The following is a 12,095-nucleotide window of genomic DNA, read 5'->3' as shown; positions in this document are numbered from 1 at the left end:
GATGCCGTGGTCAGCCGGCTCCTCTCGTGGGCCGCGCAGCTGATTCATGTAGTTCTCCGATGCCCCCTGTGGGGTGCCACGATCAAGATCCTGCCAGGTCAGCCCGACTTGGGAGACGTGCCCTAGATCTTCGAGACGGCGTGTGTGAACGGTCCCCACCGGTGCTCGGCCGGTGCCCGTTCGAGCGTCAGTACGGGTTGGGTACGGCAGCGAACCTCGATCACCGGCGAAGTACTGACTTAGTAGCTTGCACTTCTTCATGAGCCAATGTAGCGTCTTAGTTGTTCCCAGTTCTTCGTCGGAAGGTGGACTTCATGGTTTTCACTCGCGCTGCCGTTGTGCACGTCGGCCGCACGCATCCCGAGGGGGCGCCGATGTGGCGACCGAAGTTGGACGGTGAGTGGCCACTGCGCGAGCAGTCGTCGGCTACCCGCCGGGCGTTCTGCGACGGCCTGGAGCTCCTGCTGCCGGTCGCCTACCGGCAGGTTGGCGGCGTCGAGGTGCTGACGGTGCTGGAGGCTCGGTGGATCGTCGGTTACAGGCTGACTGCGCAGGGGAAGGTCGTGTTCGACACCGTGCCGGCGCCGGCATATGCCTACCTGGTGGGGGGCCCGTCGCCGGTGATCTGGACCGAGGGGCAGGCCTGGCCGGTCAAGGTCGTCGACCTGCCCGCGACCGGTGGTCAGCTGCCCGCGGCCGGTGGTCAGCTTCCCGCCGCCGCCTGATGGACCGGCTGGCCGACGCGGAGGCGTGCGTCGGCCAGCCGCCTCGTGTTACGACCTGAGATGGAGCAAGGGCGAATGTTGGTAGTCAACGTGAAATCTTCCTGGCCCCAGGTGCAACGTGGGGAGCGCAGCGCCGAGGACAGTGTGCTGGGCGACTGGGCGGCGCTGAGCGAGCAGAAACTGCGCCAGTACGCCGACGCGATCCTTGGCGTCGCGGACAACGCGGTGGTGGCCGCGTTCGACATCACCGACTGGAGTCGGGGTGAAGATGGTCGGGTCCGCTTCATGGGTACTCCGTCGGCCCGCTGGGCGCATCTCCTGGGCGGGCCCAGCCCGGTCACCTGGACGCGCGGACAGGCCCGCCCGATCCGCTACCTGGACACCGGCGAACTCGATGACCAGGAGCCGGCGCCACTGGCCGCCGCGCACCGTGACCGCGTCACCGTCGGCGGCTGGATGCTGCACTTGGACGCCGAAGGGAACGGCACGCTGCGCATGCCCGCCGGGGCCCGCCTCACCGTCATCACCACCCCTTGACCTGCCCGACCATGCCGATTTCATCCGCCGCAACCCTATGACCGGCACCGCCGCTAAGGAGCCATTCGTGCTCAGCTACGAGCAGACGATGAGCGTGGGCCAAGGCCAGTACCAAGACGTCATCGACGCCCTGTTCACCGCCGGCCTGCCGGCCACGTTCACCCAAACCGGCGGCATGAACGCCGCGCTCGAGGTGCTCCTCGACGGCGGTCACTCGCTGCTCATCACCGACTTCGAGGACTCACTGTCCTGGTCGCGCGAGGAACACAGCGGCTGGTCGGTCGGCCTCTACGGTCCCGCCGAGCAGTACGACGGGCAGGCGGTCGCCTTCGCCGACACCACCGACAGCGACCTGCCGGCGTTGCGGGCGGTGATCGAGCAGGTCCTGAAGCTGGGTATCAGCGGTTGATGACCGGCTGACACTTCCCGCGCTCGCCGAGCACATGAACCCAGTCAGCCAGGCGTCACCGCCTACGCTGCGCGGGTGAGCGAAGACGCGGTGGACCCAGCGACGCCAGAGCCTGCCGCCGGCGCCTCTCGTCGCCGCTCTCGCGGCATCGACTGGGCTCAGGTCAAGGAGCCGGTGCCCTACGACCCGTTGAGCAAGGTCAACCTCGGGCGCAGCGTGGAGACCGCGCTGCTTCGCACCCCGGTGCAGCCGCTCGAGGCGATCCCGCCCTTCCGGGGCGCCGGCATCTACGCCATCTATTACGCCGGCAACCTCGAGATGTACCAACCCCTGTCGGGCAGCCAGACGCCGATCTACGTGGGCAAGGCCGTACCCGCGGGCGCCCGCAAGGGGCAAGCCACCGGTGGCCAGCAGGGTCATCAGTTGTGGGACAGGCTCGATGAGCACCGCGGCAGCGTCGACGCGGCCGGCAACCTCGACGTCGGTGACTTCTACGCCCGGTACCTGGTGGCCGATGAGCTGTTCATCCCGATGGCCGAGCGGCTGATGATCACGGGCTTCCAGCCGGTCTGGAACCTCGTGGTCGACGGATTCGGCAACCACGACCCCGGCGCCGGGCGGCTGGCCATGCGGCGCCCACCGTGGGATGAACTGCACCCTGGCCGCGGCTGGGCGGCCCGCCTGCAGCAGGCCAGCCAGTACAGCGCGGAAGAGTCCGGCGAGCGCATCAAAGCCCACTTCATCCGGGTCCCTCCGGTACGCGACGACGTGACATTGGCCGCGCTCCCGGCGACCGAACTGCGGGATGAGGACATCCCCGCCACCGCCCTCGATGAGGGACCCGACTCCTCGCCTCAGAGCGAGACGCCGACCTTGTACTGACCTCGGCAGGCCGTCTATCGAGATAGTTGGGTGACGGCTGAGTCAAGTGACGATCATCTCCGCGCGACCCGCCGAACTATGACTTGCCAGACTCAACTCCGCGGTAGATTCTTGAGCGCATGACGGCCTCCCCGGCGCAGCGCCAGATCAACGACGTCGAGCGCGAGATCGGCACCAGCGTCGAGCTGTTCTCCGGCGGAGGAGGGCTGGCGATGGCCATGCACCGCGCCGGCTTCCGACACCTTCTGCTCAACGAGTTCAACCACCGCGCGTGCGCGACCCTCCGCAGCAACCTGGCCGTCAAGTTCGACCCTGCGGCCGAACCTCCCAAGAGCCTCGATGACCGTTGGCCGCTGATCGAAGGCGACGTCCGCGGGGTCGACTTCGCCGACCTGGCCGGGGACGTCGACGTGGTCGCCGGGGGAGTCCCCTGCCAGCCGTTTAGCCTCGGCGGCGCCCACCGTGGCCACCTCGATGAGCGCAACATGTGGCCCGAGTTGCTGCGTTGCGTCCGGGAGACCCGTCCCCGCGTCATCGTCGCCGAGAACGTCAAGGGCCTGCTGCGGACGTCCTTCGACCCCTACTGGCAGTACATCCTGCGTCAGATCGACTCTCCCTTCGAGGAGCGCGTCGACGGGGAATCCTGGGAAGACCACGACAAGCGCCTGATCAAGGCCAAGCGGTCGACCACCGACGATCTCGCTGAGCACTACGACGTCCACTTCAAGTTGGTCAACGCTGCGGACTACGGCGTTCCTCAGGTGCGGTGGCGGGTCTTCATCGTCGCCTTCCGCAAGGACCTCGGCGTCACCTGGGACTTCCCTGAGGCCACCCACTCCGCCGCCTCGCTGATCGCCGCGCAGGCCGACGGCTCCTACTGGGAGGAGCACGGCCTCGACCGGCGAGAGCCGGTCTTCACCACCCCCAACAGCGGGTCACTCGACCTGCCGCGGTGGCAGACCCTGCGCGATGCCATCGGAAACCTGCCCGACCCGATCGAGCGCAGCGAGTTCGCTGGCTACACCCATCACGTCGGCTGGCCCGGCGCCCGCATCTACGCCGGGCACACCCCCAACTACCTGGACAAGCCGGCCAAGACGGTGAAGGCCGGTGTGCACGGGGTGCCAGGTGGGGAGTCGGTGCTGCTGCGCGACGACGGTTCCATCCGCTACCTCACCGTCCGGGAGGTCGCCCGCGTCATGACCTTCCCCGACACCTGGACCCTCGATGGGCCCCGGGGAGAGCAGATGCGCCAGCTGGGCAACGCGGTCCCCGTCGAGCTGGCGCACGCCATCCTCGACTCCGTGGCCACCGCGCTGCGGCCCACCCTGACCACCGCCTAATTCCACGTCCAGGCAGCGGGGAGGTACATCGTGGCGCGGCTAGGACCCCGGGACCCGGCGCTGACCAGCGCCATGATGTCCAAAGTCCGATCCAAGGACACCAAGGCCGAGCTCGCGCTGCGCCGCGTCCTGCACGCCAACGGGGTCCGCTACCGCCTGCACGCCCGCGACCTCATCGGCTGCCCCGACCTGGTCAACCGCTCCCGCAAGATCGCCGTATTCGTCGACGGCGACATGTGGCACGGCAATCCCGCAGAACCCGCCCGCCGCGGCCGCGCCACCTTCGCCGACCTGTTCCCCACCCGCACCGACTGGTGGGTCGCCAAGATCGAACGCAACAAGGCGCGTGACGCGGAGGTCACCGCCACGCTGACCAACGCCGGATACCGTGTGATCCGGTTATGGGAACGCGACGTGCTCAGTGACCCAGCCGCTGCCGCCCGGCCCGTGATCGACGCCATGAAGGGGTCCTCGTGAGCGCCTGGTCGACCACACGCCCATCCGACGAGGCATGGAGAGCCCCCACCGGTCGATCTCGGGCGGAATGCGCGCGGGAGCAAGACGACGCGGCCGGCGGACGGAACAACCGGATAGTCAGCGTGGGCGAACGCGTCGTCACCGCGTCAGTGGCCTTGCGCGTCCAACCCAACAGCAGACGGATCTACGCCTATTTGCGCTGGTCGGAGGCCGGACGGACGCATGAGCGCTACCTCGGCGATTTCCACGCCGGGGACCGTCTCGCCAACCTGCGACAAGCCTGGCTCGTGGCCAAGGGAAACAGGGAGCCGGACAAGCGTGAAGCGCTAGCTGCACTGACCGGTCAGGTTGAGCAAGCGGGGGCACATCCCGACCCGGTCGTCGGAGCCCATGACGCGCCGCGCCGAGCATCGGTGAGCGTCCGACCAACCAGGCCGGCTCCGACCATCGGTGAGCGTCCGACCAACCAGGCCGGCTCCGACCATCGGTGAGCGTCCGACCAACCAGGCCGGCTCCGGCCAGCCGAACGCGCTGAGTGGGGGTGCTCATTGAGCGTGAGCTGTTGAACTAGCTTGCTCCTGTGGTGACCGCGCATGCTGCTGACTTCAAGTTGTCGATCACGAAGGCGTTGGCCGACCAACTGGCTGAGCGTTTGATGCCGTTGGTCCCGCACTCGCTGACGGATGAGGCACTCCGGGAGCTGGAGGCCCGTCCAGGCATCTACCTCCTCTTTCATGAGGGCCACAGGGTCTACGTCGGCAAGGCGCAACAGCCACTGCCGACTCGGCTGCGCAACCACTGGAAGAAGCTCCGCGGTCGGAACGGTATCTCCATCGATGACGTCTCCTTTGTCTGTCTTTATGTCGACGAAGACCTCGACGCGGCCGCGCCTGAACGTCTGTTGATCCGCCGCTACCGCGCTGAGGGTGGCGTTGATGGAGTTCCCTGGAACGTCAACGGATTCGGGAACAAGGACCCGGGTCGTAACCGCGACACCAGCGAGGTCAGCAGCAACCACTTCGACGCTCTCTATCCCGCGAACCTCGACTGGCCGTTGAAGCTGGCAGGTGGTCCCCAGACCGTCGGAAGCATCCTGAAGCAGGTGAAGGAGCAGCTGCCCTACAACCTGCGCTACGAAAAGAAGACGAGAGCTTCCTCGCTGGCCTACAAGGAACTCGTTGACGTCCCGACAGAGGAAGTCACGCTGCGGGAGCTCACGTCTTTGATCCTCGCCAAGCTCCCGCCGGCCTGGCAGATGACCGCACTTCCTGGGTACGTGATCCTCTACGGAAAGAACGAGGAGCTGCCCAGCGCGCGCGCCTGGTGGCGCAACAGCGGTCAATCAGAAGGTGTTGAGCTGACGACGCGCACCCCGCAGTTGGGTGCGGCCAGTGAGATCGAAGAGCCCAACGATCTCGCTAACCCCGATGAGGAGCAAGACGAGGATGACGCGCCGCTCGACAGTTGAGTCAGCTCGATCGACTAAGGACTCTAATGATCGCGCAGATTGTCTAAGGGTGTTTTTGCTCCAAAACCCACTCACCTAGATCGGGTTGGTAGGAAGACACCTTTCGACCCGCGCGGCGGGCCGAACGTCGCCGCTGACATTGGGGTGCGTCTCATGCCCATCCGTCCACAGGCATCCGTGGAGGGATGGGTAGGCCGGTGGCGCGCCGTCGTCTCACCGGCCATCGTCGGTGGCCGCTCGGTGTAGCCGATCCACAGCACCTGCCGTTGCTCGCGGGTAGGCAGCGGGAACGGTTAGCCCATCTCCCCACCGGGCGGCTCGTCGGCGAGACAGCCGCGTGGGCAGTCAGGCCCGCCGCCGACGCGCTACGCCAGCAGCCAGGTACGAATCGCCTTGGTCGCTCGGACATCGTCCTCGTTGTAGGCGAGCAGCCGCTCCTCGGCGAAGCTGTCACCGGCGGATGCCTGCTCAAACCAAAGCTGCGACTGCAGACCGCCTGGGTCCTCGTCCCGCCACGCGAATCCGGCACCGTGCACTGCCACCACCTTCAGGCCGTGGCCTCGACGGCTGTCGAGGCTTCCCTTGACCAGCGGCAGCAGGTCGGTCCAGCCCGAGGGCGCCGCCTGCGGCGACAGCTCGGGCAATGACCGACCGAGCGCCGTCATCACCCGGTTGATCCGAGTGAGCTCGGCGTGGGAGTAGTGGAATATCGCGGTGCTCTGTCCGGCGGCCCGGTCGGTGATGACCTGATCATCGAGCCACCGGAGGAACCGGACGGTGAGGCCGTACTCGCTTTCGTCGTCGGCGATGCTCAGATCCATGAAGGGCACGTACGTTCCGCCGTCGACAGTGCTCCGCAGGACCCCCCACAGGTAGACGTGGCCGTCCGTGCTCCACTCGCAGTCGACGTCGTACTCGATGTCGGCGACCGGGACGGCCATTTCGGCGTCCCGCCGGCGGAGCGTGAGGCCGGCGTGGGCCAGTTGTGCGTGCAGGTGTGCCTTCTGCAGTCGCTGCGCGCGCAGGCGCAGGTGGGCGGTCTCGTGGGCGTAGGCGTCGTCGTAGAGGACGTCCGGGTCGGCTGACGCGAGTTGCTCGACGGTGGTGATTCCGACACTCCGCAGGGTCAGGTACTCCCGGACGGAGAGGTCGGCGCGCAACTGGTTGCTGAGGCCATAGGCGGGCAAGACATCGACGCACACCGAGGCCCACTTGCAATCGCCGCACTCCTCGTGCCCGATCGGCTGGACGAGCGGTTCGGGGTCATCGGCGGCGCCGGTCCGCCGGCGGGCGACCTCCGCCACGGCCACCCGGAAGGCGTGCTCGTGGTCATAGCGCTCCAGGGAGCTGCGGCGGGCGCTGCCCGATGAGCGCGAGAAGGTGGTGAATGCCGGCAGCGCGAGGTCGTGCCACACCAGGACGAGCGAATGCTCGACGTAGCCGGATTCCCCGTCTGTCCCGATGACCGCACCCCACGGGTGGCCTGCCGCGTGACCGGCCGTCTCGAGCATCCGCCAGTAGTGCGCCAGCTGGAGGCAGTCCTCCTCCCGCCACCGCAGCCGAACCCCAGGAGCCTCGACTGCCCGCGCTCGATTAGGCGCGGATGGGACGCTGACCGCAACCGCGCCGTCCTTGCGCTGGAGCGTGAGGTGGTGCTTGACGTCCCCGACGTGATAGCCGGGGACGCCGTCTTCCCGGTCCTCGCCGCGGATGAGCAGGTCGGGCATGCCGGTCCGCCCGCCCGCCGGGTCATCGGGCAGCCGGCCACCGATCACCAGGGCCGTACCGGCCGCGAGGTGCCGCATCGTCTCGGCGACGTGCTCGTGCTTGCGGCCCTCCAGGTACCCCAAGTCGACGGCACCCGGCAGGGCGGCCAGCAGGGCTTCGACCACCCGCCCTTCGAATACCCGTCCCGCCGCCATCCGTTCCTCGGTCGCCGAGTCCGGCTCCCATGTGGGCCGGGGGACGGTGAGGTCGTGGGCGTTGTGCGTGGCGCGTGGGCATTGTTTGGCCGCATACCCGCCCAACACGAGGGGGTGCCGGGTACTTGTCACCTCTCCAGCATCGGCAGGCAGACGCTCGTCCTTCACCCCGAAACACCCACTCGCCCGGACGGGGGATGCCCCTCCAGACGGTCGTCCACGGCACCGATCCGCTTGGCCGGACCACAAGACTGGGCTGTCATCGCACGACCCGGGGCTGTAGGACCTCGCGCACGAGACGCCACACAGCGTGCTGTTCACGCGGACCGGGGTGTTTGGCCAAGTCGACGAGAAATCGCCCCCACGGCACCGGGTTGGCGAACTCGGCAGCGATGTGGAGGCGGACGTTCCCTCGACCCTCGGGTTCGAGCATCCACTCCCACGTCACAGCGTCCAGGTCGGAAGCGGTGACCCACGCCTCGACCTCATCGGAAACCGCCAGGTTCGATGGTGGGTCACTGAACCCGGACACCGCCAACCGGGAGTCGGAAGCCAGAGCGAGAAGCTCGAATGGGGCCGCCCCGTACCGGCGTGGTGCCGGCTCTCCGGCCAGCCAGGACGCCAGTAGCCCGGCCGGATCATCATCCTCCACCAGTTGCTTCATCCGCTGACGCAACCGAGACGCCTCGCGTGGAATCACCCCTAGCCGACCGCATCGCCCGCGAGCTGGCCGCCTCCAACGGACCACTACGCCGAGGAGGCCGCATCCGAGCCGGACCATAGGGCATGACCAACGAGATGGCCCTGCCGGCCGTCGCTGCACCTGCCGACCAGGCTCGGCGCATCGGCCTGTTCGTTCTGGCCGCCCACGACGCCATGGACCGGACCCGGGAAGGCCAGGCCGCCGGCCAGGCTCGCCGCTGCTGGGCCGCAGCTGTCGAGGCCGTCTGGTGGATCGGTGCGGTCGATGATCAGCTGCGGACGCTCTACGGGGGTCGGAAGGTGTGGGAGCAGCATCGGACCGGCGTCCCCGCGGGCCAGACGATGGCCGGGCTCATCTGGCTACGACACCGCCACGCTCACGACGCGGCCGACAGTGGGCACGGCCGAGCCCGCAGCTGGTTCCCGCTGCTGCCGCTGGAGCTCGGCAGTCCCTACGCGTGGCGACGCTCGACCGATCTTGAGCCGGAGAAGGACGGCAGGGCGGACCTCCGACCGTTCTACGAGGCGCACGTTCAACTCCAGCCGCTCGGCGACCCCGTGGAAGTGGTCCTTCGCTGGCTCGACCAGCTCATGCCAGCCCTCGGCGTCGACCTGGCGCGACTACGGGACGGGGGTGACCCGCGGGACCTGCCCTAGAGCCCCCAGGTCCACCGTTGCCGGTCAGCGCTCGATGGGTTCGGGCAGCATCGCAGTCAACGGGTAGCGGTCGTCGGTCACCGGAGACGCTGCCACGGCGTCGGCACGGAACCGCTCCCGAGGTCGGCGAGCTGAGGCGCACGACGCGAGCCGCCGCCGCGGCCGGTCGCCTCGGCGGTCATCCCGATGGCCTCCGCCAGCTGAGGGGACACCTGCGCAGCCGCCTCAATCAGGGGCGCCACGGGGCTGGGCTCCTCCGGGGCCCACGGCTGTGCAACGAGCGCGCTCAACTCCTGGATCGTCGGCACCCAGGGCTCGTAGCGGTCCGCGAAGAACAGTCGGGCCCGCGGCTCGCTCGGCCAGAGATCCCGTACTCCAGGCGAGGAGCCGTTCTCGAGGTAGCGGGACCACTCAGGCTAGATCACCGCGAACTGCGGGGTCTCGTAGGCGTGGCTGGCGATCGCCGAGCGGTTGTCCCGGCCCTGCTGTGTCCACGACGCGAGGACGGCCCGCTGAGCCGCGCGGAGCCCAGTCGTAGTGCTCGGCCAGCGCGAGTGACCGCAGCCCACGCGGCCTGCACAGCCAGCACGTCGGCGACCTGCTGGCGCAGGACGTCGAGGAGCCCGGCGACGGACTTCGCGTGGTCCGGGTGCATGGCCACCACGACGTCGGCCTCGTGCCGCTCGCCGTCCCCGTCGACCAGCTGCACGCCGTCCGGGTGCCGGGTGAGCGACCGGACGCCGGCCCCGGTCTGCACCGCGGTGAGGCCCTTCGCGGCCTTCTCCACGTAGGCCCGGGAGCCGCCGGTGACCGTGCGCCACTGGGGCGAACCGGAGACCGAGAGCATGCCGTGGTTGGCCAGGAACCGGAACAGGTACTCGGCCGGGTACTGCAGCGAGAGCCCGGTGCCCGAGGACCACACGCAGCTGACCACCGGCACCATGAAGTGCCGCACGAAGTAGTCGGAGTACCCGCCCAGGGCCAGGAACGCACCCAGCGTCAGACCGTCGACGCCGGTGCCGGCGTCCGCGGCGGCCGGTCGGATCAACCGGTCATACCTGGTGCTCATGACTGATGCCCAGCCGACGTGCCAGGTCCTTCGCTGCGGCCGCCCCTCCGCTGCCCTGTTCGCCCCCGAGGCGTGGAGCCGACGCATCGAATTCCTGGTCTGCGAGCACCACGACGCAGGGATCAAGGGCGGAGCCGCCTGGCAGGTAGTACACGACGACGAAGCACTCGGGGGCCAACGCGGCGTGATGCAGGTGATGAACGCGGACGACCTCGGCGCCGACGGCACCATCCTCGTCGACAAGTACAGCCTGACGAGGAGCCTGTACGCCAGCCTGACGTCCTCGCCTGAGCACGGCATCCGACTGACGGTAGCCGGGCGTCGGATCGGCAGCGACGAAGTTGAAGAGGTAGACGTCGCGTTCACCAAGGAGGCGGCACAGCGGCTGGGACGAAGCCTCACCAGCTACGGGGAAAGCTGAGCGGGGCTGGCAGATCGGCCCGCCGAGGAGATCATGTGATGAGGAGGCGCGGTCCAAGGCTGTAGCCCGCGCTGGCGACGGCGGCGGACAACTGCTCGGACACGTCGGCAGGCTAGTCCATGGAGCCTGCGTCACGATGCTCGGCATGGACTCTCCGATAACCTGTCGCCAGGTCACCTGCTCGGATCGGGCGGTGACCGCCTACGTCTTCGTCGGCCGACCGGACGTGCCGGTGTGCCGGCCCCATCTGGACACTCTGGCTGCCGGTGAGCCCTACACGCTCCTCGACGACGGCCGGCTGGAGATCCGCCCCCGAGGCGCGGTTCAGGGGTGAATGTCACCGCGGTGTGCCAATGGTCCGGCGACTGGTGGGCGGTCTCCGTCCCCGAAGTCGACGGGGCCTTCACCCAGGCCAAGCGCCTCGACCAGGTGCCCGCCATGGTCGCCGACGCCGTCGCCCTGCTCGCCGGTGTCCCGGCCGACCAGGTGCACGTCATCGTCGAGGCCGACGGTGACGCCCGCACGGACTGAGTCTCGTGTCCGCGAGCCTGTGGGGCGGACTGGCACCTCGATGTCGGAGCACCGGGTCATCATGGCGCCATGAGGCCATCGGATCCTTTCCTCGCCGCGAAGGGCATCGCCATTCCCTGGCGGATGGCCACGATCGGCGGAAGTGAGAACTACGAGGAAGACCCGACGCTGACGCCCCGAGCGCTGCTCTTCCACGGTCCCCACGGGCATCTCGGCGCTGTCGACCCGGCGCAGGCTCGACAGGAGCAGTCGGATCAGTGGAAGGAACTGGCCGTCGACAGTTTGTCCTGTTCGCTGTGCCCGACAGTCGACTGGGACTCACTTGAGACGCCGCTGATCGCGACCGGGTACACCGGCTTCTTCGATCTGGTCCCGGGAGCACGAGACCTCGATGACAACTAGGGCATGTCTCCTAAGTGCGTGTCCAGGCTAGGACGCCGGCGAGGACGACGGCGCCGCGGTAGATGAGGGCGTGCTTGTCGTAGTGGGTGGCCAGGGCGCGCCACTGCTTGAGCAGGGCGAAGGAGCATTCGACGACGTTGCGCTGCTTGTAGAGCTCGCGGTCGTAGGTGACGGGGCGTCCGCCTTTGCTGCCGCGGCGGGTGCGGTGGGCTTGTTGGTCGCGGGGTTCGGGGATGACCGCGGTGATCCCACGGGAGCGCAGGTGGGCGCGGATGGCCTTGGAGGAGTAGGCCCGGTCGCCGAGGACCGCGGTGGGTCGGGTCCGGGGCCGGCCCGGGCCTGCGCGCGCCACGCGGATGCCGGCCAGCAGCGGCAGGCAGGCCGGGGCGTCGCCGGCTTGACCTGCACCGATCACGATGGACAGGGGTCGGCCGCGCCCGTCCACGGCGTGGTGGACCTTGGTCGACAGCCCACCGCGGGAGCGGCCGATGCCGTGGTCAGCCGGCTCCTCTCGTGGGCCGCGCAGCTGATTCATGTAGTTCTCCGATGC

General features: G+C 68.5%; 17 protein-coding genes. 13 read left to right on the top strand and 4 right to left on the bottom strand.

Features of this window, described 5'->3' with window-relative positions:
• The first annotated feature begins 305 nt into the window (after positions 1 to 305).
• From G1H19_RS22270 to G1H19_RS22235, 8 genes are all read left to right on the top strand, one after another.
• Positions 306 to 725, top strand: a complete 420-nt coding sequence (locus tag G1H19_RS22270) for a hypothetical protein (RefSeq protein WP_152729546.1) — start codon at positions 306 to 308, stop codon at positions 723 to 725.
• 75 nt (positions 726 to 800) lie between these two features.
• Positions 801 to 1,262 (top strand): hypothetical protein, encoded by a 462-nt coding sequence (locus G1H19_RS22265; protein WP_152729547.1) that lies wholly within the window; start codon positions 801 to 803, stop codon positions 1,260 to 1,262.
• A 67-nt stretch (positions 1,263 to 1,329) separates the two neighbouring features.
• On the top strand, positions 1,330 to 1,671 hold the full coding sequence (locus G1H19_RS22260) for a hypothetical protein (RefSeq protein ID WP_152729548.1): 342 nt from the start codon (positions 1,330 to 1,332) through the stop codon (positions 1,669 to 1,671).
• Between the two features lie 75 nt (positions 1,672 to 1,746).
• Positions 1,747 to 2,553, top strand: coding sequence for an Eco29kI family restriction endonuclease (locus G1H19_RS22255; protein ID WP_202925901.1), 807 nt, complete (start codon positions 1,747 to 1,749; stop codon positions 2,551 to 2,553).
• Between the two features lie 119 nt (positions 2,554 to 2,672).
• Entirely contained in the window at positions 2,673 to 3,896 is a 1,224-nt protein-coding gene (locus G1H19_RS22250) for a DNA cytosine methyltransferase (protein WP_152729549.1), read from the top strand.
• Positions 3,897 to 3,926: 30 nt separating this feature from the next.
• Positions 3,927 to 4,373: a very short patch repair endonuclease gene (locus G1H19_RS22245; RefSeq protein WP_152729550.1), complete on the top strand. Its 447-nt coding sequence runs from the start codon at positions 3,927 to 3,929 to the stop codon at positions 4,371 to 4,373.
• A 122-nt stretch (positions 4,374 to 4,495) separates the two neighbouring features.
• Complete coding sequence (locus G1H19_RS22240) at positions 4,496 to 4,864, top strand: hypothetical protein (RefSeq protein ID WP_152729551.1); 369 nt, start codon at positions 4,496 to 4,498, stop codon at positions 4,862 to 4,864.
• 89 nt (positions 4,865 to 4,953) lie between these two features.
• Positions 4,954 to 5,841 carry an Eco29kI family restriction endonuclease gene (locus tag G1H19_RS22235; RefSeq protein ID WP_152729552.1) on the top strand — a complete coding sequence of 296 codons (888 nt, stop codon included), beginning with the start codon at positions 4,954 to 4,956 and terminating at the stop codon, positions 5,839 to 5,841.
• Between the two features lie 365 nt (positions 5,842 to 6,206).
• Here the strand turns inward: G1H19_RS22235 and G1H19_RS22230 are convergent, their stop codons facing one another.
• Positions 6,207 to 7,931: a TM0106 family RecB-like putative nuclease gene (locus G1H19_RS22230; protein ID WP_152729553.1), complete on the bottom strand. Its 1,725-nt coding sequence runs from the start codon at positions 7,929 to 7,931 to the stop codon at positions 6,207 to 6,209.
• Between the two features lie 91 nt (positions 7,932 to 8,022).
• Positions 8,023 to 8,427 carry a hypothetical protein gene (locus G1H19_RS22225; RefSeq protein WP_152729554.1) on the bottom strand — a complete coding sequence of 135 codons (405 nt, stop codon included), beginning with the start codon at positions 8,425 to 8,427 and terminating at the stop codon, positions 8,023 to 8,025.
• Positions 8,428 to 8,549: 122 nt separating this feature from the next.
• On the opposite strand from G1H19_RS22225, the gene G1H19_RS22220 reads away from it, so the two are divergent.
• Positions 8,550 to 9,122, top strand: coding sequence for a hypothetical protein (locus G1H19_RS22220; protein WP_152729555.1), 573 nt, complete (start codon positions 8,550 to 8,552; stop codon positions 9,120 to 9,122).
• Positions 9,123 to 9,543: 421 nt separating this feature from the next.
• Here the strand turns inward: G1H19_RS22220 and G1H19_RS22215 are convergent, their stop codons facing one another.
• The gene (locus G1H19_RS22215; protein ID WP_152729556.1) at positions 9,544 to 10,191 is read right to left on the bottom strand and encodes an FAD-dependent oxidoreductase; all 648 of its coding nucleotides are present in this window, start codon (positions 10,189 to 10,191) and stop codon (positions 9,544 to 9,546) included.
• Here G1H19_RS22215 and G1H19_RS22210 point away from each other — a divergent pair.
• The 4 genes from G1H19_RS22210 to G1H19_RS22195 all read left to right on the top strand — a co-directional run bounded on the left by G1H19_RS22210 (position 10,190) and on the right by G1H19_RS22195 (position 11,545).
• Positions 10,190 to 10,612 (top strand): hypothetical protein, encoded by a 423-nt coding sequence (locus G1H19_RS22210; RefSeq protein ID WP_152729557.1) that lies wholly within the window; start codon positions 10,190 to 10,192, stop codon positions 10,610 to 10,612. The genes G1H19_RS22215 and G1H19_RS22210 overlap by 2 nt on opposite strands.
• Positions 10,613 to 10,805: 193 nt before the next feature.
• The gene (locus G1H19_RS22205) at positions 10,806 to 10,946 is read left to right on the top strand and encodes a hypothetical protein (RefSeq protein ID WP_162392982.1); all 141 of its coding nucleotides are present in this window, start codon (positions 10,806 to 10,808) and stop codon (positions 10,944 to 10,946) included.
• An 11-nt stretch (positions 10,947 to 10,957) separates the two neighbouring features.
• A complete protein-coding gene (locus G1H19_RS22200; RefSeq protein ID WP_204282714.1) occupies positions 10,958 to 11,143 on the top strand; it encodes a hypothetical protein in 186 nt (61 codons plus the stop codon).
• A 69-nt stretch (positions 11,144 to 11,212) separates the two neighbouring features.
• Entirely contained in the window at positions 11,213 to 11,545 is a 333-nt protein-coding gene (locus G1H19_RS22195) for a hypothetical protein (RefSeq protein ID WP_152729558.1), read from the top strand.
• A 10-nt stretch (positions 11,546 to 11,555) separates the two neighbouring features.
• Here the strand turns inward: G1H19_RS22195 and G1H19_RS22190 are convergent.
• Positions 11,556 to 12,095: IS5 family transposase (locus tag G1H19_RS22190; protein ID WP_204282713.1), on the bottom strand; the 540-nt coding region annotated here is incomplete at its 5' end.

Source organism: Goekera deserti (assembly GCF_010685995.1).
In the GTDB taxonomy this organism is placed as follows: Bacteria; Actinomycetota; Actinomycetes; order Mycobacteriales; family Geodermatophilaceae; genus Goekera; species Goekera deserti.
The sequence above is the reverse complement of the archived record's forward strand: the minus strand, read 5'-3'. Positions and strand labels throughout refer to the sequence as shown.